Annotated in this window: 27 protein-coding genes; 17 read left to right on the top strand and 10 right to left on the bottom strand. The window is 66.1% G+C overall.

Annotation, left to right across the window (positions count from 1 at the left end; translation table 11 throughout):
- Positions 1 to 50 precede the first annotated feature (50 nt).
- Both ACIA49_RS39060 and ACIA49_RS39055 read left to right on the top strand, forming a co-directional pair.
- Entirely contained in the window at positions 51 to 290 is a 240-nt protein-coding gene (locus tag ACIA49_RS39060; RefSeq protein WP_396383344.1) for a hypothetical protein, read from the top strand.
- 175 nt (positions 291 to 465) lie between these two features.
- Complete coding sequence (locus ACIA49_RS39055; protein ID WP_396383343.1) at positions 466 to 942, top strand: hypothetical protein; 477 nt, start codon at positions 466 to 468, stop codon at positions 940 to 942.
- Positions 943 to 1159: 217 nt separating this feature from the next.
- Here the strand turns inward: ACIA49_RS39055 and ACIA49_RS39050 are convergent, their stop codons facing one another.
- Positions 1160 to 1339 (bottom strand): hypothetical protein, encoded by a 180-nt coding sequence (locus ACIA49_RS39050; protein ID WP_396383342.1) that lies wholly within the window; start codon positions 1337 to 1339, stop codon positions 1160 to 1162.
- Between the two features lie 355 nt (positions 1340 to 1694).
- On the opposite strand from ACIA49_RS39050, the gene ACIA49_RS39045 reads away from it, so the two are divergent.
- The 11 genes from ACIA49_RS39045 (at position 1695) to ACIA49_RS38995 (ending at position 12257) form a co-directional block, all read left to right on the top strand.
- A complete protein-coding gene (locus ACIA49_RS39045) occupies positions 1695 to 2543 on the top strand; it encodes a division plane positioning ATPase MipZ (protein WP_396383341.1) in 849 nt (282 codons plus the stop codon).
- Entirely contained in the window at positions 2540 to 2884 is a 345-nt protein-coding gene (locus ACIA49_RS39040) for a hypothetical protein (protein ID WP_396383340.1), read from the top strand. Before ACIA49_RS39045 ends, ACIA49_RS39040 begins: the two co-directional genes overlap by 4 nt.
- A 2-nt stretch (positions 2885 to 2886) precedes the next feature.
- Positions 2887 to 3630 (top strand): hypothetical protein, encoded by a 744-nt coding sequence (locus ACIA49_RS39035; protein WP_396383339.1) that lies wholly within the window; start codon positions 2887 to 2889, stop codon positions 3628 to 3630.
- Positions 3617 to 5335: a hypothetical protein gene (locus ACIA49_RS39030; protein ID WP_396383338.1), complete on the top strand. Its 1719-nt coding sequence runs from the start codon at positions 3617 to 3619 to the stop codon at positions 5333 to 5335. Before ACIA49_RS39035 ends, ACIA49_RS39030 begins: the two co-directional genes overlap by 14 nt.
- Positions 5332 to 6906, top strand: a complete 1575-nt coding sequence (locus ACIA49_RS39025) for an SCO6880 family protein (RefSeq protein ID WP_396383337.1) — start codon at positions 5332 to 5334, stop codon at positions 6904 to 6906. Before ACIA49_RS39030 ends, ACIA49_RS39025 begins: the two co-directional genes overlap by 4 nt.
- A gap of 57 nt (positions 6907 to 6963) precedes the next feature.
- Entirely contained in the window at positions 6964 to 8397 is a 1434-nt protein-coding gene (locus ACIA49_RS39020) for a hypothetical protein (RefSeq protein WP_396383336.1), read from the top strand.
- 35 nt (positions 8398 to 8432) lie between these two features.
- Entirely contained in the window at positions 8433 to 9926 is a 1494-nt protein-coding gene (locus tag ACIA49_RS39015; RefSeq protein WP_396383334.1) for a type IV secretory system conjugative DNA transfer family protein, read from the top strand.
- Complete coding sequence (locus ACIA49_RS39010; protein ID WP_396383333.1) at positions 9923 to 10417, top strand: hypothetical protein; 495 nt, start codon at positions 9923 to 9925, stop codon at positions 10415 to 10417. The genes ACIA49_RS39015 and ACIA49_RS39010 overlap by 4 nt, the downstream gene beginning before the upstream one ends.
- Positions 10414 to 11016: a hypothetical protein gene (locus ACIA49_RS39005; RefSeq protein ID WP_396383332.1), complete on the top strand. Its 603-nt coding sequence runs from the start codon at positions 10414 to 10416 to the stop codon at positions 11014 to 11016. Before ACIA49_RS39010 ends, ACIA49_RS39005 begins: the two co-directional genes overlap by 4 nt.
- Entirely contained in the window at positions 11016 to 11315 is a 300-nt protein-coding gene (locus ACIA49_RS39000) for a hypothetical protein (RefSeq protein ID WP_396383330.1), read from the top strand. Before ACIA49_RS39005 ends, ACIA49_RS39000 begins: the two co-directional genes overlap by 1 nt.
- A gap of 174 nt (positions 11316 to 11489) precedes the next feature.
- On the top strand, positions 11490 to 12257 hold the full coding sequence (locus tag ACIA49_RS38995; RefSeq protein ID WP_396383329.1) for a hypothetical protein: 768 nt from the start codon (positions 11490 to 11492) through the stop codon (positions 12255 to 12257).
- Between the two features lie 24 nt (positions 12258 to 12281).
- On the opposite strand, the gene ACIA49_RS38990 is transcribed toward ACIA49_RS38995, so the two are convergent.
- From ACIA49_RS38990 to ACIA49_RS38960, 7 genes are all read right to left on the bottom strand, one after another.
- Positions 12282 to 12620, bottom strand: a complete 339-nt coding sequence (locus ACIA49_RS38990) for a hypothetical protein (RefSeq protein ID WP_396383328.1) — start codon at positions 12618 to 12620, stop codon at positions 12282 to 12284.
- Positions 12621 to 12711: 91 nt separating this feature from the next.
- Positions 12712 to 13506: a Fic/DOC family protein gene (locus ACIA49_RS38985; RefSeq protein ID WP_396383327.1), complete on the bottom strand. Its 795-nt coding sequence runs from the start codon at positions 13504 to 13506 to the stop codon at positions 12712 to 12714.
- Positions 13507 to 13573: 67 nt separating this feature from the next.
- Entirely contained in the window at positions 13574 to 13777 is a 204-nt protein-coding gene (locus tag ACIA49_RS38980; RefSeq protein WP_396383325.1) for an antitoxin VbhA family protein, read from the bottom strand.
- Between the two features lie 161 nt (positions 13778 to 13938).
- Positions 13939 to 14151 (bottom strand): hypothetical protein, encoded by a 213-nt coding sequence (locus tag ACIA49_RS38975; protein WP_396383324.1) that lies wholly within the window; start codon positions 14149 to 14151, stop codon positions 13939 to 13941.
- 4 nt (positions 14152 to 14155) lie between these two features.
- A complete protein-coding gene (locus tag ACIA49_RS38970; RefSeq protein WP_396383322.1) occupies positions 14156 to 14542 on the bottom strand; it encodes a hypothetical protein in 387 nt (128 codons plus the stop codon).
- Positions 14543 to 14789: 247 nt separating this feature from the next.
- The gene (locus ACIA49_RS38965) at positions 14790 to 15638 is read right to left on the bottom strand and encodes an SAM-dependent methyltransferase (RefSeq protein WP_396383321.1); all 849 of its coding nucleotides are present in this window, start codon (positions 15636 to 15638) and stop codon (positions 14790 to 14792) included.
- Positions 15639 to 15694: 56 nt separating this feature from the next.
- Positions 15695 to 16570: an SAM-dependent methyltransferase gene (locus ACIA49_RS38960; protein ID WP_396383320.1), complete on the bottom strand. Its 876-nt coding sequence runs from the start codon at positions 16568 to 16570 to the stop codon at positions 15695 to 15697.
- Positions 16571 to 17161: 591 nt separating this feature from the next.
- Between ACIA49_RS38960 and ACIA49_RS38955 the strand changes: the two genes are divergently transcribed.
- Complete coding sequence (locus tag ACIA49_RS38955; protein WP_396383319.1) at positions 17162 to 18466, top strand: multiprotein-bridging factor 1 family protein; 1305 nt, start codon at positions 17162 to 17164, stop codon at positions 18464 to 18466.
- On the top strand, positions 18463 to 19341 hold the full coding sequence (locus ACIA49_RS38950) for a phosphotransferase family protein (protein ID WP_396383318.1): 879 nt from the start codon (positions 18463 to 18465) through the stop codon (positions 19339 to 19341). The genes ACIA49_RS38955 and ACIA49_RS38950 overlap by 4 nt, the downstream gene beginning before the upstream one ends.
- Before the next feature lie 79 nt (positions 19342 to 19420).
- On the opposite strand, the gene ACIA49_RS38945 is transcribed toward ACIA49_RS38950, so the two are convergent.
- Together ACIA49_RS38945 and ACIA49_RS38940 are read right to left on the bottom strand one after the other, a co-directional pair.
- On the bottom strand, positions 19421 to 20320 hold the full coding sequence (locus ACIA49_RS38945) for a phosphotransferase enzyme family protein (RefSeq protein ID WP_396383317.1): 900 nt from the start codon (positions 20318 to 20320) through the stop codon (positions 19421 to 19423).
- Positions 20320 to 21837, bottom strand: a complete 1518-nt coding sequence (locus ACIA49_RS38940; RefSeq protein ID WP_396383316.1) for a hypothetical protein — start codon at positions 21835 to 21837, stop codon at positions 20320 to 20322. Before ACIA49_RS38940 ends, ACIA49_RS38945 begins: the two co-directional genes overlap by 1 nt.
- Positions 21838 to 22272: 435 nt before the next feature.
- Between ACIA49_RS38940 and ACIA49_RS38935 the strand changes: the two genes are divergently transcribed.
- Positions 22273 to 22479: a hypothetical protein gene (locus ACIA49_RS38935; protein WP_396383315.1), complete on the top strand. Its 207-nt coding sequence runs from the start codon at positions 22273 to 22275 to the stop codon at positions 22477 to 22479.
- Between the two features lies 1 nt (position 22480).
- Positions 22481 to 22789 carry a hypothetical protein gene (locus tag ACIA49_RS38930; RefSeq protein WP_396383314.1) on the top strand — a complete coding sequence of 103 codons (309 nt, stop codon included), beginning with the start codon at positions 22481 to 22483 and terminating at the stop codon, positions 22787 to 22789.
- Positions 22790 to 23419 lie beyond the last annotated feature (630 nt).

Genomic DNA, 23419 nt, shown 5'->3' with positions numbered 1-23419 from the left:
ATCCTTGTAGCGCCAGGGAGGACTGCGCACTGTTGAGAGATGAGGTTCGGATGCCGAGGATTGCCGCGGGACAGCTCCGGTCACGCCATCTGGTCCGGCTGGGAGCAGGCCCCAACTACGTACTGGTCTCGGAGGCACATCTGCGCGACGGCAAGGTCGCGGTCACGCTCTACAACGGCGACCAGCCGGGCAGCAAGCCGCACCTGTTCTTCGCGCCGACCGACCCCGTGCACCTGAGCCTGTGTCCCGATTCGGCCGACGGCAGGTGGCCGGTCGGCCGGGAGCGGTGAGTCACGGCGCTTGCCAGCAGGCACACCAGATCAGACCGACATCTCGCACGGGTCTGCAGGCAATGCCGACCGGCACGGTCCCGCGGCACCCCTCGGACAAGAGCTTCGCCACGACGTGGTCCACGTGGCTGGTCAGCACGACATCACGGGCCCACTGCCTGCAGAGGAGACGAGCATGACCTTGATTGCGACGCGTCGCTATGTCCAGCAGAACGCCCAGAGCTGCATGGAGCGGGCGCGGGTTGTGCGAACCGTCCGGCGGCCTGTGCTCAAGCCTGGGCGGCGATCGCGCCGGCCCCGAGCATTCCTGATCACTGTCATGGGGAAGCAGGAGCCCACGACCAGTCCCACGCCATCGGCGGCCGCGCCGGGCGCGTCTTCTGAGAGCACAACAGCGGCCGAGTTCCCGGAAGGACCGGCGACCAATCCGGCTGACGGCAACCAAGGCCCGAGCTGGAAACCGGCGCCGGTCCGGCCGCTGGCCGAGGCCCAGGCGCAGGCCTACTCCTCCACTCGCCTCTTCCGTATCTGCCGAACGTGCGGACGCGTCGCGCCGCGCGAACTCCTGGTGGGGGCCGACGGTCCGCAACCGCGCCACCCGGCCTGCACCCCAACCGCACCCATGTCAGGAGCTGAGGACGTAGATGCCTGAGGCAACCGTTGCCGTCCGCCCGCAATTGCACGTTGCTGCAATCTCGTTGGAAAACCTCGACTCTGGCGGTGACTCTGGCTACCGTCGCAAGCTGGTGAACGTCTGCGAGCAGCCGACCGACCCGTCAAGTGAACATCACGCAACGAGCCGAGGTGCATCCGCAATTTCTGACGCAGTGCGGGTTACGGTGACCCGATCGAGCTGCGAAGATCACCACTCATCGGTGGCGCAGCTGCTCCAAACCGAGTTCGGTGATGTACCAGCGGAAGCCGACGCGGTCCCCGTCGAGCTCTTTGTTGCGCAGCAGCTGGCGGATCGTCTGCACATCCCAGCCGGTCAGCTGGGCCGCCTGGGCGGGTGTGTAGCGGCGCGCGGCGTTGTTCAGGGGATCTGCCATCCCGCGATCATCTCAAACTATCAATACTTACAACGCAAAGTCGTTGTAAGTATTGATAGTTTTATGGAAGACTGAGGCTATGTCTGGATGGGTGCCGTCTGAGCCGGGGGAGCGGCCCGTGAGGCCGATCGAGGACGCAGGAATCGAGATCGTGGGGGTTGAACACCAAGAAGCCGAAGCACCACCTGCTCCAGAGACGCCTCCGGCGCCGATTCGTGACGCGCCAGCACCAGCGGCGGGTCAGCCGCCCGCAGGAGATACCAGGTGGGCTGGCTACAACTCAGCGGAACTGCTCAACTCACTCCCGGCGCCACGAGAAGCGCCAGCGCAGCATGGCGTCCGCCGAGCACTCGGCTTGGCCCCGAGCGAGAGTGAGCGGGCGGAACGCCACGCCCGGGCTCTGGCGGCTACGCCGTTCCCGCGGCCGGTGACCATCGTCGTCGCGAACCCCAAGGGCGGCGCGGGCAAGACACCTACCACCTTGCTGCTGGCTGGCGCGCTCGGCCAGGCGCGAGGAGGTGGCGTCGTTGCCTGGGACAACAACGAACTGCGCGGCAACCTGCACCTGCGGACGAACCACCTGGGCAACACCAACACGGTCGTCGACCTGTTGCGAGCGATGCCGCAGCTCACGCTGCCTGACGCACGAGTCGGCGACGTCGCCAGTTACCTGCGGCCGCAGCTATCGGGTCAGTACGACGCCCTGGTATCCGCGACGACCACCTACACCCCGATCGAGGCCGCACACTTCGCGCAGGTCCACCAGCTGCTGTACCGCTTCTACCGGGTCGTGGTCATCGACACCGGGAACAACGAGGCCTCGAGTAACTGGCGAGAAGCCATGCGGGCGGCCGACGTTCTGGTCGTCCCGATCAAGTGGAAGGCCTCGGCCTGCAACGCCGCTGTGCAGATGTTCGAAGATCTCCAGAACCAGGGCCCAGCCGCGCGCGACCTCGTACGGCGGACCGTGATCGCGGCCAGCAACGGGCCAGGTGACATCGACAAGGAGTTCGAGGACAAGCTGCGGCCCTACTTCACCGACCGCGCCGGCGCGGTCGTCGACATCCCCACCGACATGCACATCGCCGAGGAAGGTCCGCTCGACCACGCGGCGCTGCAACCCTCGACCCGGCGCGCAGCGCTCGAACTCGCGGCCAAGGTCGCCGAACAGATCAGCAACTCACTGAAAGGACAATACGCGTGAACCCCATGCTCCTCCCTCTGGCGGCGGCGGCCGACAAATGTGACAAGGACAGCTCCGTCTGGAATCCCCTGTGCGGAATCACGCCGAACCTCGGGGCATGGGGTGGTGACCTCTCCTCAAAGGTCAACGTATTCCTCAGCGGCTTTTGGGCGCTTGTACTCGTGGCCTGCGCGGTTTCCGTGCTGGGCTCCTTGGCCCAGTGGGCATGGGCCAAGAACGTCTCCCACAACGAGTCCGACATGGCCGCCGGCACCAAGCACCTGAAACGTTCCGGTGCGGCACTGGGCGCCGCTGTGTTCGCCAGCGGCATCATCACCGCCATCATCAACATCGCTCAGTAGCCATGAACCGGATCGCCGCTGCGGCCATCGCAGTCGCCGTCGTGGCCGGTGCCGTCGCCGCAGGAGCGGCTATCGGTATCGGCCGCAACGACAACAAGTCGTCGCCACCGCCCACCCCCTCCCCGACAACGACACCGACCACCGGCGGCCTCGTCGCCGGCAGCGGCGGATCCGGCAAAGCCGCCGACGGCAAGACCCCCATTCGCTTCCCCTCGACCTGTGACGGCGCAGCCCAGGCAGCAGCTGCCTACAGCATCAGCCTGACCGACGAAACCGGGTACGCAAAGCCCGGCGTCGCCGGCACCAAGCGGCCAGGTCTCAAAGCCACACTCGACTACATCTTCAACACCGGCGGACAGCTCGACCCCACAGCAGCCGAACACAAGGAGACCGCCCTCATCCCCAACCAGACACTGCCCGGACTCACCGCCCACCCCGAATGGGGTGGCTACAAGGTCGTCAACTGCGTCACCAAGTTCTCGTCGACCATCAACTTGTTCTCGTGTCTCACGGGCTATCCGGACTCCGACGGGGGTGCACTCTGTACCTCCACCGTGTGGGAGCTGGTCTGGAACGGCGATGACTGGCATGTCGCCCGCATCCCTGCAACAGCGGTTGCGCCGGATCCCGCAGCGTCGCTCCCCGACGCGCTGAAAGCACCGAATCCGTTGCCGGCAGCAGTCCGCCGTCAAGCCCTTGCGGCAGGCGGCGCGGGATGGACGGAGTGGGCCAATGCACCGAAGTAGCTTCCCAAAGCGCCTCGTGATCGGCCTGTCGGCCACACTGCTGTTCGTCTTGGCCGGTACCACCGTGGCGGCAGCCGACCAGCCGGATCCGGCCAAGCAGAAGGCAGCTACGGCGGTCGCCAACAAGATCTGCGCCGGGAAACTGGCAGCAATCCTGAAGCCCGTTCACCTCGACGACGACTGCATCAAGAAGATCGAGACGATCTACGCCGACGGGACGGACGGCATCACGGCCAAGCGCGTCTGCGAGAGCGTCCTGCCGGGGAAGATCCTTGCCATTCCCCGCGCGCAGTGCCAGCTCTCGCTGGGACCAGTCATTCCCTTGATGGTTCAGCAGTGGAAGACCGCGTACGACGCAGCCAAGGCCGTGAAGACGGGAATCGAGATCGCGAAGTTCGTCGCGAACCCGTCGGACGGCATCGACGACCTGGCCAACCAGACCAAGCAGGCTGGGGTGTCACTGGCACAGGTGATGGCCACTGACCTGGTGCAGTCGACGCCGTCGTTCGACGCCACGCAAGGCTGGTGGGGTGCAAAGTATCGGCAAGCCCTCGTGCTTGGCTTCGCGCTGCTGGCGGGCATGACGCTGCTGGCGATCCGGGACGCGGCGAAACGTCAGGGCGACGAGGAGCTGGTGTCCACGATCTTCCTTCGGCTACCCGTTGCTGTGCTGGCGATGTGTTTCGCGCCGGCCATTGGGCTGGCGATCACGAAGGCCTCGAACGGGATCGCGCTGGCCGCTGTACCGACCTTCAATGGTGATCTGGACAAGTTCCTGACCCGGATCACCGACATGAGCGCCACCTCGTCGGCAGCTGGTTCCCCGCTCCTCGGCATCTTACTGTTCGGATTGCTATTCTGCGGCGTCGCGTTGACCATCTGCGCTCTGTTGCTGCACACGCTGGCGCTGTACTTGACGGGTGTGGCGATGGCCATCGTGTGGGGCATGTATGTGAACCCGCGCTGGAGGCCGCAGGTGAATCGCACAGTCGCGTTCTGGATCTCGACCGCTTTCGCGAAACCCTTGCTGGTCTTCATGCTCGGTGTCGCGTTCGCGGTCGCCGGTAACCTTCAGGCCGGAGTCGGAAGCCTGCAGGAGATCTTGAACATCGCGCTCGTGGGGTTGACGATCCTGCTCGTCGGGCTGACGCCGATGGCGTTGCTGAAGTTCATTCCGATGCTGCCCGCGTCGACGGAGTCGATGCGCCCGGCCACGGGCGGCAGCATTCTCGGGGCCGGTACGTCGGCCGCGGCGTCGGTCGCGATGTCTCGTGGCAGTTGGGGTGCGCAGCGCGAAAAGTCGATGAGTACGTCGAAGCAGACCTCGACGCAGACAACCTCGAACTCCAGTACGTCAGGTGGCCAGAGCGGGCCCGGGCAGATGGGTGGCCGCGGCGCGGCCGGCCAGAACCGACCAGATGGGCAAACGCCGCAGCAGGGCAGCACGGGTCCGAACACGTCAGGCACCGGCGGACCGAATCCGCCTACCGATCCCGGCCAGGCCACCAAGCCTGCAACCCAGGCGGGCGGAAAAATCGCCAGCGGAGGCGCGGTCGCCGCCGGTACCGCCGTGGGCGGCCCGGTGGGTGCTGCTGCTGCGGCGGCGCTGGCCGCAGCGGCCAAGGCCACCGGTGAGAAGGCTCGCCAGACCGCAGCCGGTGCCGCACCGGACATCCACCGTCAGGACGGAGGCGAAAGATCATGACCACGACCGAGCCGACGTATCAGCGCGAAGCAGTACAGCTCGGCGGTCACTCGCGCCGCCGGGGTCTGCTTGCCGGGCGCAACATGTTCGAGATCGCCGGCTGCGTGGCCGGGGTCTTGGTGGCGTTCATCGCGGTGGTGGGCACCGGCGGGCTCAGCGGTCTGCTCACAGCCGTTGTCGTCCTGCTGATCTCGTGGCTCATGTTCACTCCGTCGCGGCTCCTGCGGGGAAGCTCTCCGGCGGCACGCATCGCGCACGAGATGCGGTGGCGCCGGCGGGTTCGCCGGGGCCTGACGACCTTTGTGCCTGGGCAGCCCGCGGTGCGGCCGAAGACCGCACCGGGCAAGCCGGTCAAGCCGACCTCGACCCAGCGCGATGTCCCCGACGCAGTAGGGACTTTCTACGCCTCGACAACCAGGGTGCTATCCAGCGGCGATGAGGTCCTCGTGCTGCGTCACGAGAACCCCGGTCAGCTGACGTTCTCCACGGTGGTCATTGAGGTGACGCCCGCGACGCACGGCCTGGTTTCTGCGATGACCGAGGACATGGCTTACGTGAACTGGGGCCGGTTCAAGGCCGCGCTGGCCGACGACACCTCCTACGTGCGGGGACTGCAGCAGATCGCCCGTGTGCAGCCGGTCTCGCTGACTGCACATGAGGAGTGGCTCAAGGAACGCGTACCGGTGGACACTCCTGAGATCTTGATCGAGTCCTACCGGGGACTGCTGAACGAGATGAACTTCCGGTCGGAGTCGCACCGCACCGCGGTGGTGCTGCGGATCCCGCACACCACCCGGTGGGACCTGTTCGTGCGCGAGCAGTACCCCGAGGAAGGCAGCAACGGCCACGCGCTCGCGGCGGTCGCGGAAGCACAGCGGGTTCTTCAGCAGGCAGAGGCCTCCGGTCTCGGCCGCTGCCGGCTGATGGGTGAGCAGGACGTCGCCAAGGCGATCCGCTCCTGCCTTGATGCGCACTACTCGTGGGACGACCCGCGCCCCGCGATCTTGCAGAACTGCTGGGCCGCCTGGGAGACAAGCCGCCGTCACCTGACCGTGCACGGCCTCAGAAACGACTGGTATCTGCGGACCGCGACGCTGCGTGGTGCCGATCTGCCGAACCACTCGGTCGCGATCACCTGGCTGCGGCCGTTGCTGGCCGGGGTCTGGCCTGCGGTGATCCGAACCATCTCGATCACCGAGGAGATCACCCCTGCTGGCTCGGCTCGGTCAGCAGCCCGAGCCGCGGCCACTGAGGATGCGTCAGCGGCCCGGAACCAGCAGTCCGTCAACGACGGTTCCGCCCTGGTCCAGGCGTCGGCCTCGCAGCAGCTCCTGGCCGACCTGCGGCCTGGGTCCGGTCACCACCGTGACGGCTGGGCGCTGCATGTGACGGTCGCGGCCGAGAGCCCGCAGCAGCTGCGCACCGCGTGCCAGCAGTTGGATTCGGTGGCCTCGAACATGCTTGGCGCGAAGTGGACCTGGGCCGACGGAACCCACGACACCGCGATCGTGGCCACACTTCCCTTGGGTCGTGGGTTGCGGACCCGGGCGCGGAAGATCGTCGGCCAGTGATGCCCACCGCCCCCATGAACTGTGTTGTGAGCTTCGACGAGAGGAGCGTGGCCACCGATGGCGCGTAGGTCGACCACCCCCAAGCCCGCCCCAGAGACGCCGGTACGGCGGATCGTCCAAGTCGCGGCCGCCACGCTGCGCCGGCGGCCGCTGCTCGACCGCGCGGGCTGGTACGAACCGCTGCCCGAACCCGTCGAATCGTCCACCCGCCAGGCAGCTGCTTTGCGGGTGGCCGTCGGCTCGAGCGGCGCCAACACGGCAGCACTCGCGATCGGCGAGGACCTGGAAACAGGTGAACCGTGTTTCTCCGATCCGTTCAGCGACTACCCGGCGATCAAGTCACCGACTCGCTGTGTGATCGGCGACGTCGGGTCCGGCAAGAGCGCCAACGAGAAGACCTGCGGCGTCATGCGGCCGCTGCTGCTTGGGCGCCGGGTCGCGGTCGTCGACAAGAAAGATCAGGGCGGCCAGGGCGAGTACACCCCGTTGGCCCACGCACTGAACATCGAACCGATCCGGTTCGCGCTCGACGGCACCGGCACCAAGATCAACATCCTCGACCCAGAGATCGGCACCACGAGCTCACAAGCCGCCGCGACACAGAACCAGCTGCTGCGCGCGGTAGCCGCGCAGGCGCTCGGCCGCGAACTCCGCCAGCGTGAAGGCAAGGCGCTCGAGGTCGCCCGCCGCCAAGCCGTCCATGAGGCGAAGATCGACAAGAAGGTCGCCGACATCCGCAGCCTGGTCCCGGCCATGCTGAACCCGACCAGGGAGTCGGCCGAGCAGGCAGTGACGTCGGTCGACCAGCTCCGCGAGTTTGGCCGCGATGTCGCCTACGCCCTCAACATCATGATCGACGATCACCTCACCGGACTTGTCGACGGACCCACCGATCCGCGGATCCAGCTCAACAACTCCCTGACCGTCTTCGACATATCGGCGCTTCCTGACTCCGGGCCGGCCGTGCCGATCGCCATGGCGATCATCAACACCTGGCTCAGCAACGTGCTCGCCGCGCAGGCTATGCCCGTGCCGACGCACTTCGTGGTCGAAGAGGGCTGGCACCTCGTCTCCGGCGCGTTCGCGGAAGTTGCCCGCAGCAACTCCAAGCTCGCCCGAGGCAAGGGCCTGGCACCCGAGTACGCGATCCACCACCTGTCCGACATCGACAAGGCCTCAGCGGCCATGGCCATGATCCGCGAGGCCGGGCACGTGCTGCTGTATCGCCAGTCGCGTGCCGACGACGCCGAGGCCTGTGTCGAGACGTTCAACCTGCCCCGCGAGTCAAAGCAGACCCTGATGACGCTCGCTGACGGCACCTTCATCTTCGTGCAGACAGGCCGGCCGCCGCGGCTGATCCAGCACCTGCGCTCGCAGATCGAACGCGAACTCACCAACACCGACGCCGTCATGACCTCGACAGCGACCATGTCCCTGACCACGCAAGAGCCGGTGCCAGTGACACCGCAGCTGGTAGGGGCTGTCCAGTGAGCTCACCGGCAATCAGTGTGGGAATCCTCAGCAGCGTGCCGCTGCTCGCGCTCGCGCTGGCCCTGGCCGTAGGTGCCATCTGGTTCGCGCGGTATCAGGAGAAGGCAAGCCAGACGGGCAAGGGCGGTTTGGCGACGTGGCGCGACCTCAAACCCGCACTGTCAGCCAAAAGCGCGGCCGAGGCGGCCCGTCAGCGGATCCCGCAACTGTCCGGCGTCACAGACATCAGTGTCTGCTGCGTGACGTTCGCCGACTACGGCAACGTCGCCCTGTACATCCAGCACGAGGACGGTGTGCTGGTCATCGGCCCGCCGCGATCGGGCAAGACCTTGTTCTTCGCCAACCCAATGACCGAGTCCGCGATCGGACCGGTCGTGGTCACCTCGACCAAGTCCGACGTCCTCAAGGCGACGGCACGATCACGGCTGCCGAAGGGCACGGTGTGGCTGTTCGACCTCGACGGCATCGCAGGCTCCGCCGCAGAAGGCACCCGTCCACTGCGCTGGAACCCGATCATCGGATGTGAAGACCCCGAGGTCGCATCCCGGCGCGGCGCAGCATGGGCTGCAGCGCAGCCGATGGGCAACGTGAAGAACGGCGACTGGTTCAACCGCAAAGCAGGAGGCGTGCTGAGCCGGCTGCTGTGTGCCGCGGCACTGGGCAATCGGCCCGTGACCGACCTGCTGATGTGGACCAACCAGCTGGGCAGCACCGAACCGGTCGCGATCCTGCAGCGTCACGGCCGCCACGAGTGGGCCACCGCGCTGAAGTCGGTCGGTACCTCCCGGGCGGGGGAGTCGGTGGACTCGATCAAACTGACCCTGGAAGATCTCCTCGAACCGCTGAACTCGCCACGGGTCGTCGAAGCAATGACGGCCACCGCGGAGGAAAGCTTCGACCCGGCCCAGTTCCTCGACACCGCGAACAGCCTGTACCTGATCGCAGCCGAGGGCGCGGAGGCGACCGCGGCACCGCTGTTCACGATGCTGGTCCAGGAAGTCATGGTCGCGGCCCGGATGCGGTCGCAGCAACCAGCTACCCACCCAGGTGGCAGCGGCGGCGGGTTCTTGTGGCCACCACTGCGGTGCGTCCTGGACGAGGTAGCGAACATCGCACCGCTCCCGAGCCTGCCGCAGCACATGGCCGACTCCGGCGGCCGCGGCATCCAGCTGGCCGTGATCACGCAGACCTTCTCGCAGCTCAAGCAGCGCTGGGGGCAAGAGGCGGCCGAGGCGATCCGGACCACGGCGACCACGCGGGTCTACCTGCCCGGGATCGACGAGCAAGAGATCTGGAACTACCTCGAGGCCCGCGCCGGCCGCAAGCAAGTCACCCAGACCTCCACCAGCCAATCCCAGCAGGGCACGTCGACGTCGACCTCGAAGACCTGGGAGCCGGTCCTTCCTGCCAGCGACGTGCCCCAGATTCCGGTCGGCACCGCCTGGATGCTGTACCGGAACCTGCCGGTGACCAAGGTCAAGCTCCGCCTTCACCATGACGATCAGATCGCGCAGGGGACTCGCCGATGAGCGACGAACGTACGACCGAGGCGCGCCTCGCTGACATCGAGGAAGCGCTCGACGTCCTGCTCGAACCCAACACGATGACGCAGAAGCCGTCGGCCTGGACTGCGCTGCATGAGGATCCTGATCAGCGCGCCAGCTACCTCGCCTACGTTGCCGACCGCTGGGACTGGATCCGCGCGACCTACGTGGGCCCGCTGGCTGATAGTGACTCAGGCGGCCAGGCACACACCTACATGACGGTCGCTGACGCCGTCTGCTGGAGACATCACCCGGCGGTTGTTGAAGAGATCTCAGCTCTGGTCGCTGCCTGGACCGAGGCCTACCATCGCAACAGCAAACCCACCAGCGACCCGATCAACTGGCATGACCGCTGGCTGCCGAACTGCATAGACCGCATTTCCAAGTACGGGATCGCAAAGTGCGTGATGGAACAGGTGTGTACGAAGACAGGGGCGGCGTACGTCGACCCCGAGGTCACGCAGGTCCCGGCATGATCGCCGGCCTGGATGCCGCGCCGATTGGGCGGGTGACGAGCGTGCAGTCCATCAACCGGTCGATCGCACGCATCCTCAGCCAGTGGCGCGACGACACTGCCACCGGGCCCCTGTGGTTCGGGCGCAACCGCCGACCCGAGGCAGTCATTTTCCCCGGTGACCTCGGCAAGGAGCTCGCCGACGCGGCCGTGGGAAGTATCGATCTCGATCTCGCGGCCGAGCTGCAGTTGCGGAACGCATCCCCGCGGCTCAAGAGAGCAGAACTGAGTACCCTCGAAGACGACCAGCTCCGCACGGCGCTTGCCCTGAAGATCTGCCGCGCAGGCGTCCACGATCTCATCCGGCTTCGCGACCACGCGCCGGAGCACCTGGAAGGGCTGCTCGAGCACCTTAAACGCGGTCCGGCCGACGCGGCCGCCACTCGCGTTCCGGAGGTTACCCGCCGGATCGCCCACCGCGACACGGCCACCTGGATCAGCTACTGGAGCAGCCGCGACGACGCCCTGCTGGCACTGATACCCGCTCCTCACTGGCTCTGCCGCCTTGTTGCCTCCGGCCCACAGGAGCCGGACGCCCAGGCCGGAGAGCAGGAGAACTGATGACCCAGTACGAGAGCTTCGAGCACGAGCCATTCGGGCCGCCGCAGACGGTACGCGACCTCGTCCGCGCCCTGGGCGTTCCCGACGAAGTCGCGCTGACGGTGCCTGACGACCGGCTGGTCGTGATCGCCACACAGGACAGGCCCGGCGGCAGCATGAACGGCGAGCAGATCGTGGCTGCCATCGACATCGCCGCCGACGTCCGCCTCCCCGCCGGTGACGACATCAGCGCCCTCTACCTGGAAGGCGACTTCCCCGCCGGGACCTACGAGCGCGTCGCCGATAGCGATCGATGGTGATACCGCTGACGGCGCGGGACACGACTCTGTCATCTCGCGACGACCTGTAGATCCACGCCAGATCCGAAAGATGCCGCCGGCGGAGTACTCGCGAACTTCGCAGCGAAGTCGGTGCCGCACGCAACCAACTGCGACTACAGCCGCCGAGGAACCCAGCACAGGACGGGAGGCCATATGATCGCCGAGGAATTCGAGCCGCAGGTCCAGCAGCGATACGACTGGCTCAACGAGCAGGCAGCAACAAGCGACGCCGACCGCGCCGCGATCTATCTGGCAGTTCGTGAACGCCTCGAAGGCGAGATCGAGCGCGCCAGAAACCCTCCCACGTGGGTCCTAAAGTCAGAGCGCGCCCTCAAGGAGTGGGGCATCACGTCGGCGAGCGACTTCAAAAGATGGTGCCTCAATGGTTCGCACCTTGCAGCCTCCTACGGGCTGCGGCTGCCGACCGAGTTCTTCCCTACCGCCGAACCGTCACCCTTTGGCGACTACGACTTTGACCATTTGGCCCCAGCCGACATGGTCAACGCCCACCGCGACATCAACCGGCGCAACCGGGCCATCGAAGACGACTATTTCAAGTCGGAACCACTGACAGAAGAGCAGCGCTGGTCGCACACTGCCCCCGGCGACATCTCTTTCGAAGAAGCAGGCGAGTTCGTCTTCTCCGGAGTCGTCTACAGCAGTGACGAATGGGCCATCGACCCCATCGACGGGGACCTGGTCCGCGTGACCGAGACCCAGCCAGGAGCCGACACCCCGAGCGACCGGGTACAGAACCTGTCTGCGCACCAGGACGAGCCTCCCGTCGGCGCGCAGCTAGATCCGGCGGCAATGTCTTTGCGCGATCGGGCCCAGGCCTACGTCGACGCCGAACACCCAGCCACCCAGGATCTCGGCGTCACACTTGCCCCCTCGCCGCCCAGCCGCGAACTGGGACTGTAGCTCGCGGCCGGGTGCGTCCACACGTCAAGCGGGTACGCGCCGGCGGCTCAAGTAGGTGCCGAGTCCAACGACCAGCGAGATGCCGGTGACCACCAGGGTGAGTCCAGGACGGGTCAGGGCGCCGACGGTGACGAGTCCAGCCGCTACCGCGGCCCAGACAGCGACCCCGATGCCGTGTGGCCGGCGCTGAACGGCGGCCGCCCGGATCAAAACGCCGAGCACGGCACCGACCAGGACAACCGCAGTGGCAATCACGGCCAGCTGGAAGATTGCGGCGTACCGGGTCGAGGTCAGGATGCCGCCGAAGGCCACAAAGACCATGGCAAGCAGGAACCCGCCCCGCACTACCCGGAAAGTGTCCATAGCACCATTGTGACTGCCAGCGCCGACATCCGCATCCACGGCAGCGCGGTCGTCACAAGCCGAGTCGCCGAAATCCCCTTACCTGGAAGGGCTACTGCTGGCGCTCGGGTCCACCCAAGGTCGCGGGCCGGTCGACGGCGGGCAGCCGCTTCGTGGCGGCGCTTCGTTCTTGCGCCGTCCGGTCCTGCTGGTCGACGTAGGCACGTGCGCGATCGGCGAGCCTGGCCTTCGGTGCAGCCGACTGGTCCTCGGGCTGCGGATCGTTCGTGGGGCTGGCCTGCCGGTTTCGCTCCAGCAACCGGTGCCGCTGCGCATTTCGCGCCGGGCGTTGCACTCGCGGCGCCGGTTGCACCACGGTTTCGAGCATGGCCTTCATGGGTTGGCGATCGCCGTGACCGGCCGCGCGGCAGACCGCGTCGTTCTGCTCGGCGGTCACGGCGTTCCAGTCGATCGCATAGCCGGAGCGGGCAGCGAGCTGGTTCAGGAAAATTCGCTGGGTGCGGCCGTTGCCCTCGCGGAACAGATGAAGGTGGTTGAGTTCGTCATAGGTGCGGGTCAGCTTGTTGACGAACTCGTCTTGCGGCATGTCTGGACGGAAGTTGCGCTCGGCGATCTGCCCAAAGACTGCCGGTACGCCGGTGTCGAACAGCTGGCGCGGGAAGAACGCCGCCGGATCGTCAGGCTTGCTGGTGTTGACCGTACGGGGCTCACCGGCCCATTCGTACACGTCCTGAAACAGGTACCGATGGATCGCGCGCAGATGGTCCTCGTCGAACGACGGCCGGATCGGCTTGGCAAGCAATTCGAGGGCACGGAACTCAGCGAAGTCGTGCTCGGCAGCATCAAGATCGTGCTGGGTGCGTGCCCCGAGCTTGTTGGCGAGCACGCCCCAGCGTTCGTCCAGATACGGGTCGTCGGCAGCTTGCAGCTGCCGCTGCAGTTCGTCGGCGGAATCAGGCAACGCCGTACAGCGCCTTGAGGCGTTCGCCGTACTGATCGAGGGTCAGCTCGCCGGCGGCCCAGGCATCCTGCAGAGCTCGGCCAGCGTCCGTGCTACGGCCGTGCTCAAGCTCGGTGCTGTGACGGACGGACTCGACCGCGGCGGCGCGCTGAGCGGTCTCGGCGTCGCTGATGCGGCCGTCGGTCTGGATCGCCATGCGGTCTACTCCTCTCGTCTGTGACCATTCTACCGTGTGAGCGGTCCGCTGCCCCGTGACGGTGCCGGCTTTACACCGTCGGGCTTGCGGCGGGACGAAGGCTGCCGAGGCAGGGCGGCCGCAGCCATTCCGGAAGGGATCCGGTCTGTACCGGTCGCGGGTCATTTGCCGAGCAAGTCGTGCGCGATCGCGAGGTTGATCACAAGACCCATGCACACCAGTGCGAGATGCCCAATCTTGCAGTCCACCTCATGTTCGGATCCCAGCCCCGTAAAGAGACGCCATGCTGCGTGCATCGTCCCGATCAACGCTACGAAGGCTGCGCAGCCGAAGACCGCCAGGTTGACCCAGACGAACCAGCGCATCGCCTCCACGGCTCTACTGGCCTTCCTCGTCGGCACACGGTTCGTCGCACAGGTCGTCCCACTCGATCCGCGTCCACACGTAGTCCAGCGGCGCAAGATCGAAGGTGCCGTCGGCTCCAGGACTGATCCAGATATCGGCGCCAGGGTCGCCTTCTCGACGCGCACACACCTGGTCGCCGACCCACACGAGTTGGTCGGATTCCGGCACCAGATGGTTACGGTGGTTTTCCCGCAGGGCGATCGTCTCCAGGACGTCTCGGGTCACGACCGGGGTTGCTCCAGAGCGTCCGGGCGGCCCAAAACGGACGGCACCGTACATGACGGCGTACTGCCCACGGCTGGCATCCCAGTCCCAATCGGCGGCGAAGTAGTGCGTCGCGAGCGGCTCAATCTCTGTCATTCGTGGCCCTCCTCTGTAGGACTCCGATCAGTATTAGTATACAGCTTTAGTGCTGTACATTAAAGGCTTGCGGGGGAGGTCGTGGCATCGGTGCGGGAGTGCTCAGCGGTCGGCCGACGGACGAAGCAGTCTCATCAGGTCGGCAGCCAGGTTGTCGGCCGGTCTCTCGATCGCGGGTTCTGCTGCCGGTTGTCTTTCCGGGTTGGCAAGGCCTGATCTCGCTGTTGCTCCTCGGCCGTACCGTTGCTCACGTGTGCCCACTGGGGTCGAGGACTCGGCCGACTCCGCCAGCGATGCCTATCCAGTCCTGCCCGGCGAGCAGCTCGTTGTAATCCGGGTTGCGCCATTGACGGCAGCGGACCACACCTGGGTCGAGAAGTTCCTGTTGAGGGAAGAGGCTGACGATCTCGGCGAGGGTGCGGAACCTGCAACGGCCGGTCGTACCCTGAAGGATCTGCTGCAGGGGCTCAACAATGTCCTTGGTGTGTTTGTCTTCGGTGTCGAGCAGGTGCGAGATGACCGTGAACGATCCACCCGGAAGCCAGTCAGCGTAGGTGGCCATGACTTCGGCGACCTCGGCGACAGCACCGGAGTGTTCGTGCAGAACTCCGGTGCAGATCAGCCCGATCGGCTTGTCCCGGTCGATGAACTGCTCGAGGTCGGCGTGATCCAGGACCTGTTTGGGCTCGAAGATGTCACCCTCGATCACCAGGACCTGCCCGGCGACGTCGCGTAGCGCGCGAGCGTGCGTGAGGACGAGCGGGTCGTGGTCGACGTAAACGACTCGTGCATCATCGTGGTCGCGAAGAACTGTCCCGTACAGGCTCTTGGGATGGGTGGGCAGCTCCTCACGAGCATTCGCGGGGATCCCCGGTCCCAGGTCGATGAACTGTTTGACTCCCTGGTCATGAAGTTCACTGACCGCCCGGAACACGAACGCCGCGTTCGCTGCAACAATCTGGCTGAACACCATGCCGGGACCAACCCGGTTGAGCTCGTCTCCCAGCATGCGCTCGGTCGGGAAGTTGTTCCTGCCCCAACCTGCGGCGTAGTTCCACAGCCAGGCACTATGCGGATATTGAAGGGTGTCTTCCATCCCGGGTGGCCACCCGTTGCGGTCTCTCGCTGGTTCGGTTTCTCGCTGGATTCTGGTCATCGGCGGCCGCTTCTCTTCCGGCCGATCCCGCCGCCGATATAGTCCTGGATCCAGCTGTCGGTGACAGCTGGCTTGAGCTCGGGCCACCACTCGTGGCACGGCTGGACTCCGGCGCCAACCAGTTCCTGATCTGGAAACATCGCCTCGAGGTCGGTCTTCGTGCGGAACCACCCGGCGCCGATGGCACTGGACGTCAGCACTTTCTCGACCTGCCGTACGGCGGCGTCGTACTGCGGATCTTCTTGGTCGAGGAAGTGCGTGATGACCGTGCAGGATCTGGCCGGGAGGGCGTCGAGGTAGGTCTGCATCGTTGCTGTGACGTCGGCCGCGGTGCCGGGGTGGTAGTGCAGGACGGCGGTGCAGAAGAGCGCGATGGGCTTGTCCCAGTCCAGGAATGCCGTCTGCTTGAGCTGGGGTAGCAGCTCGGCTGGCTCGAAGATGTCGCCATCAGCGACGAGGACCCGATCGTTCTCGGCCAGCAGCCCGCGGGCATTGGCGAGGACGATCGGGTCCTGGTCGACGTACACGACCTTCGCGCTCGGCGTTAGCGACTGGACGATTTTGTGCAGGTTGCCGGGGCTGCTGTAGAAGCTGGAGGCGTCGAGCGGAAGACCGACGCCGAGGTCGATGTACTGCGTGATGCCGAGCTTGGCGACTAGGTGCTCGGCTGCACCTACGACGAAGCGCCGGCTCGAGGCCACCAGATGGGGGAAGACCGCAGTCACCTTGGTGATCTCGTCGTACAAGCCCCGGTCCCCGCCGTAGTGGCCCTTGCCGCCACCGGCGAGGTTCCACAGTCGAGCGGTCGCAGGCTGGTCGAGGCGCACACCACCCACGCGCAGCGCTCCTTGCGGGATGGATTCGTCCGGCATCGTGCGGGACCTTTCGCCATTTTCGGGTCGGGGGTTGGTGGGGGAGGAGCCCCCGGCTTGCCCGCTGAGGGAATGGGCGCAATCCACTCCACAGGGGGAGAGCAGATGGTCTGCCGGGGGCTCCAAAGGTGGTGGCGCTGACAGGTTCCAGTCCGTCAGACCTGATCCCTGCTGGATCGGCGCCGCCACCGGCTCAGGGGTCTTCGTCGCCCAGGCGGCGGAACGTGTCGTTGAGCCGCTTCCACCACCTGGCCTTACGGCGGTTCAGCGATCTCAGGAGGGCGTCCCACACTCGCGCATGTCTCATACCGAGCGGGCGGGCGGCGTTCGGCTGGTTCGAACCTTCATCTGACCTCCTCAGGAGCCGGGTGCTGGGTGCGCGAGCGGGCCGGACAGCGGCGAGGCCACCCGGATGTAGCAAAGCGACTTCACATCGTGATCAGCCTCGCGGCCGTCAGAGCGCGCCGGGAGGGAGGATTACTGGGAGATTTACTGGGAGGATTACTGGGAGGATTCGCACGGCCACGCGTTGGTTCCAGCACCGGCATCTGCCTATGGTGGAAAAGCGTGGCGTACGGGGAAGGTCAAGAAGTGGCCGCACAGAGCGAACGCAACCTCAAGCTGAGGGATGCCCGCCGCGCGATGGGCCTGACGCAGGCCGAGCTCGCGGAGCGGGTATCGCGGCGTCTTAGGTTGGATCCGCCGCTCGACGGGAACTACATCTCGAAGCTCGAGCGCGGAACCATTACCTGGCCCGCGGAGGCATACCGCCAGGCGATGGGGGCAGAACTGGGGGCTGGCTCCGATGCCGAACTCGGCTTCTACAGCAGCCGCTCTGCCCCGGAACAGGACACCGCCCCCGTGGATCGCCGTAGCTTCTTCTCCCTCGGCCCAGCCGTCGCCGGCGGCCTGATCGGAGGCTCCTCAGCCGCCGACTTCCTGGCCAGCATTGACCTTCCGGATCAGGCGCCCGCGCTAGTCGGCCGGTCGGATGTCGACCACATCGCCCAGAGCATTCGCGCATTCAAGGCGTGGGACCGCAGTGTCGGCGGCGAGTTGTCGATTCACGCCGTCGCCGGGCAGCTGCAATGGGCCGCACGGCTGCTGGATGCTCGGGCTACCCAGCCGGGGGTCCGCGACGACCTTCACAGCGCCGTAGGACACCTGGCTCAGGTGCTCGCGTGGATGGTCGTTGACTGCGGGGCCCACGAGGTCGCCCAGCGCTACTTCCGGTTCGCCGTCCACTGCGCTGAGCAGGCCCAGAACCACAGCCTCCGAGCGGTCGTCTTGTCGACCATGTCGCGGCACCAGTTCCTCCTCGGCCACTACGACGACGCCCTCAGCACGATCGAGCTCGCCCAGGTCCGTGCCGATCGGCTGCCAGAGGCCGAGCAGTCGATGCTCAACGTCGTGAGGTCCCGGCCACTGGCCAAGCTCGGCCGACGATCAGACACCCTGAGGGCGATCGGTGACGCTGAGGATCTGTTCGCTGCCTACGACCCGCGTCAGCGCCCCCAGGTCGCCTGGATGGAGTTCTTCGACCGCGCCGAGCTCGCCGGCGACGCCGGCCACAGCCTGGCGGACCTGGCCTTGGCCGGAGCGGCGCCGGAGCCCGCACTGGATCAGCTGGGCTACGCGGTGGCCAGTCACTCGGCCGGCTACAACCGAGCTCGCGCGTTCTGCCACCTGAAGAGCGCTGCACTGTGGATGCAGGTGGATCCGGCGGAGGGCGTGCAGCAGGGAATTGAGGCGGTCAGCGCTGCTGAATCACTGCGCTCTGGCCGGGTCCGCAGTTACATGCGTGAGCTCCACACCGCGGCAAAGCCGCATCAGAAGCACAGCGACGTCGCCGGTCTGCGCCGAGACATTGCCCGACTTACTCAGGTCCCGGCGTGACCGGTCAGATCCCGCAGGCCGAGCTTTCTCGGCTCGAGTCCGCTGCCGATCGCGCGGGAGTCGAGCTGTGCGCTCCACGGCTGCTGAGCCTCGGCGATAGCGCCACGATCGCAGTCAACGACCAGGTGATTGCGAAGGTCTCTCGCTTCCCCAGACAGCAGCCAGTTGCCCACCGGTCAGTGGCAGTCTCCCGATGGCTGGCATCCACGGATATTCCCTCGGTCTCCGCGATTGGTGACGCCGTCGACGAGGGGCCGTATGCGGTGACGTTTTGGGAGCGGGTCCCTCAGCATCGCTCGGCGACTGCCGCGGAGGTTGCTGAGGTCTTGGTGCGGTTGCATGCGATTCCGGTCGACTCGGCACCGGAGCTGGAGGAGGTTCAGCCGTTCGTGCAGGTTGCGGAACGGATTGACGCGGCTCCGCTGGAGTCTGCAGATAAAAAGTTCCTGCTCGAACGGTTGGATGAGCTGCGGCAGCAGTGGCCGCCGGAGGTCGGGCTCGGCACAGCGGTTCTACACGGTGACCCGAACAGCGGCAACATCGTCGCCACCCCGAGTGGTGTGGTTTTGGTGTGGGATCTGGAGCGGTTCTCGATCGGTCCGCGTGAGTGGGATCTGACGTTGCAGGCAGTGAGCTACAACACCTGTGGCTGGCTTGGCGATCAGGAGTACGGCGAGTTCGTCGCCGCGTACGGCCACGACGTGATCGCGGGAGAGAACTACCCGATCTTTCGCGACGTCCGCGAGCTCAGGATGACCAGCTGGCTGGCGAACAAGGCCGACCAAGATCCGGGCATCCGGCACGAGGTGGTTCGGAGGATTGAGTGCCTGCGTGGTCTGCATGGCGATCGTCCGTGGAATTGGACCGCAGGCTGACGGGTTGGGAATTTCGGTAGCTGGTGCTGGCCGCCCCCGGTTTGACGAGATGGGGCGGCCGGCGTACTGGGTTGGTGTGTCAGAGCCGGTTCCAGTGGAGCTCGCGCTCTCCGCGTTGCAACTGTTTGATGCGGTTGTGTACCTCGGCGGCTGATGGAGTGTCGGGTGCCGATTTGCGTGCGTTGGTGGTGATCATGCGGAGTTCGCGAAGATCGCGCAGGGTCTGATAGCCCTGCCAGGATCGGATGTCGATTCCGTAGGCCTCGACGAATCGGCTGTACTCGTGTGGATCGGGGAAGAATCGCCTGCAGTGAATCTCGATGGTGACCAGGTCCCACTCACGTGGACCTATGCACGCGCCGTCCCAGTCGATCAGGGCAGTGCCTTGCCGCATCCGGAGTGCATTGTGGTGCTGAGGATCTTCGTGGATCAGACCGGGCGGCAGTTCGTAGTGGAGTGAATCTGCTGCGGCGGCAACATGGTCGCTGTAGGTTGTCAGGAACTGGCGGTCTAGGTCAGTGAGGATGCGACTGGTCGCGATCGAGGTCCGTATGCCGTCGATGAGGTCGATCGGTGGAAGGTCCATCGGCGGAGTCAGGGCGTGCAGGGCACGTAACGGGCGGCCGAGATCACCGGCGGTGATCGGGGGCTGGTCTTGCTGGGTGACATAAGGCCAGAAGGTTGCCAGGCAGCCCGCGCTTTCCAGCGGCTGCTGGTGAGGTGTCGGTGGCACGGTGAGGATGCCTTGGCTCACCATCCAGCGCACCAGTGCGAGGGTGCGGTTCAGGTTCTCGAGCTGTTCGTCGGGGCGTGCAATCTTGACGACGATCTCGCTGCGGGGGAGCAAGTAGACCGCGTTGGTCTGGTGACGGAGCATGACTGCATCGGTCGTGTCGATGGCCGCTTGGCGGCACACGTCGGTGAGGACGTGCCAGGTGGTCTCGGGGGTGAAGGTGGTTTCGGTGATCAGCGAGGTCATTACGGGGCCGCGGTGAGCGCGAGCATTTCACGCAGGTCGGCGGCTGCTGGCAGGGCCCGTGCGTTGCGGGGGAGGGCTGAGAGCACGTCGGTTCCTCGGGTGAGAACGATCTGGGTCCGGTGCCCGGCGGGCACCGCCTCCAGTGTCTCCTGAGTCAGCTCGCAGGCAGCGATCGCGTCGCTGGTTGCCAGGCCGGCCGCACGGTCGAGCTGTATGAGGGTGGGGTCGAGGGTGAAGCCGGCTCCTTGCCGGGAGTACAGCTGAAGGGCTCGATCTTGGATCGGCTCGGCCCGATCCGGCTCGCCGAGGTAGGTCAACGCTCCCGACAGGTAGAGCAGCAGGCGCCGTTCCGGGAAGGTGAATGCATCGGTGCTGTCGGGGTCCGGTATTTGGCTGAAGATGTCTTGGGCGCGGCCCATTGCTTGCTCGGCCTGATCGTGGTCGCCGAGCCGCGCCCAGGCGCGGCCTTCGGCGGCGGCCGCCAGGCAGGCTGCGGCGCAGGCGAGATCGCCTGCGATGCCCTGTGCTTCCTGCGCTAAGCGGATCGTGCGCGGGAGATCGCCGTAGTAGTAGGGGAGCATGGCTTCTTGGGCGCGGATCTGCGCTCGCAGCGCGACGTCATGTGTGTCGTCGCCGGCAAGGCGGGCCGTGCGGTACCAGCGATGGCTGTCGTGGGTCTCGCCGAGTTTCATGAGGCTGTCGGCGGTCAGGGTGGCGAGTTGTGCGGCAGCGCCTGCGAGGCGCAGCCGGATATGTGCGGTCTGGTTCTTTTTGGTGAGGTCGACAACGCCCAGGAATTCGGTGAGGAGCGCGGCCAGCATCTTGTTCGGGGCATGGTGGATGTGGTCGCGGCGGAGCTGTTCGACGGCGTCTTCGATGAGTTCCATTCTGGAACCGTTGACCGTTCCAGCCGCCAGGAGGTCATCGGTGCTACGGCGAACCCGGTCGATCGATTCCAGGAGGTGCGGCGGCAGTGGACCAAGATCTTGGCCAGGTAGCTGACGCAGGAGATGCCGGATGTCGTGCTCGAGAGGCGGCAACAAGTCGCCGTCGCCGATGGAACGGACAACGTCCTGCCTGGCGGGCGGCAGTGCGGCGACCGGTTCGGTGGTTTGTGCGCGCATCGCGGTGAGGACGATCCGGTCTCGCGCCGGCAGCTGGTCCAGTTCGGTCGCGGTCAGCAGCCGGTGTGGCTCGACGTTGTAGACCTGTGCCAGGAGTACGAGGTTGTAGATCGTCGGGGGTTTGACGCCCGGCCCCGGCATTGGCCATCGCTCGAGCTTGGAGATCGCGGTGTAGTCAGAGGCTGGAAGGGATTCGTCCGCCGCGCTGTACCGCGCCGCGACTTCACCCTGGGAGAGGCCGCAGGCGTGCCGGTACGACGCGAGCGTTCCGAATCCCCAGCGGCTACGGAACTCGGCAGCGATGTCGTCGACTGTCATGCCCTGGTTCATGAGCTTGTGGCGCAGAGTCGTCCGCGCGGCCTTGTCGCTGCCTTGTCCCTGCGCTGTGCTCATCCCCGCCTACTCTCCGTCAACCTGACCAGGTTGGGGTGTGCCAGCGGCAAAAGCAAGGTGAATCGCACCAGGTTTTTGGGTGCAGCTGGCACATTTCTAGTCGCTCACTCCTGGATTCACGCCTGAAGCGTGTCCGTTGCCGTCCTCAACAAATAGGTGTTCCGGCCCCAGGTAATCGTCTGCCGAGCTCTGTTTACTCGTAGTCACTGCAAGAACACGAGTTGCGTGATAAGGTCGAGACCGGTCGATCTCAGGGCCGGCCCTGGATCGCGCTGAGTGGCCAGCAGCGCGCGTCTGTCGTGATCGCTGGCCCGGACTGAACGGCAGGGGAGAAGACATGCACTTGTACGAAGTCGTATGCGGTGTGATGTACGTGCTCGGCCTGGCGGGGATGCGCGGCTTCTGCCGCGACGTGGCCGAGGACGTGAACGGCCAGTGACCCCGGCAGCGGTCGATGCCGACCGGCACGAGAGGCGCCGGGTCAGGGTCTGGTTCGGTGAGCACGTCATTGCCCAGTACGTCGCCGAGCCGGCGCTGGCCGCCCGGTACGAGCAGGCCATGCGTCGGCGGTTCGCGGGGCTGAAGGTCACCAACGATCGCGTGGGTATCTCTGCGGATCCCTTGGCGGCAGGAGACAACTGAGGTGACCGATCGCACCCGCCCGCTGCTGATCGGCTACTACAAGGAGACGTTCCTCATGACGGCGACCGAGAAAGACGCCGTCAGCCGCAGGTTCGCTGAGTTCGCGGCGCGTGAGGGCTATGCGCTGGGCCCGATCGTGCGCCAGGAACTCGATGGGAAACCATCGAGATTCAAGCATCTGGTCAGCCTGGCTGAGCGCCTGGAGGCGGCAGCAGTTGTGGTCTCGAGCGAAGCAGACCTCAGCACGGCGCAACGCCTTGAACTGACCGCGGCCAAAGTCCAGATCCTGAATACCTCGACACCACCATGATCCGACGGGGCCGAGAGCGCCTGTCCATCCCCACGCGTGGCTTCCTCAATCTGCGCTGGAGATCGGCTCGGCCCCGTCGCCTGCGGAGTCCCCAGTCCTGCCCCGAGAACCCCTGGTAGCTCACCGGGACTGGGGACTCCCCGCCAGCCGGCTGGTGCACCCGTACCCACTCGAGCTCGGGCGCCAGCCGTTCCACCCCTGGGGCGGGCGGCCCCAGCGTGGCCCAGCCGTCCCCTGCGGAATCAGTTCTTCACAGGGGACGGCTTCGGGCATCGACACCACCAACCAACAGAAATACCGACCAAGAGGACCAGATGATCACGCCAACAGGCAGCGTCGCTTCACGCGGTGCCGGCGACTGCCCGGACCTACCGCGGGCGGCCAGGTAGTGATCCACGATCACCTGCCACCCGGTGACCTGTGGACGCTGGACCTGATCATCGTCGTTGCCTCGGCCCTGTTCGGTCTTGCAGCTGCCCAGACAGTCACGCGCGATCGCGACTGCGACCTGGATCCGACACCACCCCCTCACCCGGCGGGCTCTTCCAGCACCGTGCAGGCTCCCGCGTCCAGCCACCCTGATCGGCCATGACCGGTCGGTGCCCTTCCAGACCTTCGACCCAGCCCACC

The sequence above is a fragment of the Kribbella sp. NPDC051587 genome (assembly GCF_044453945.1).
Lineage (GTDB): Bacteria > Actinomycetota > Actinomycetes > Propionibacteriales > Kribbellaceae > Kribbella.
The sequence above is the reverse complement of the archived record's forward strand: the minus strand, read 5'-3'. Positions and strand labels throughout refer to the sequence as shown.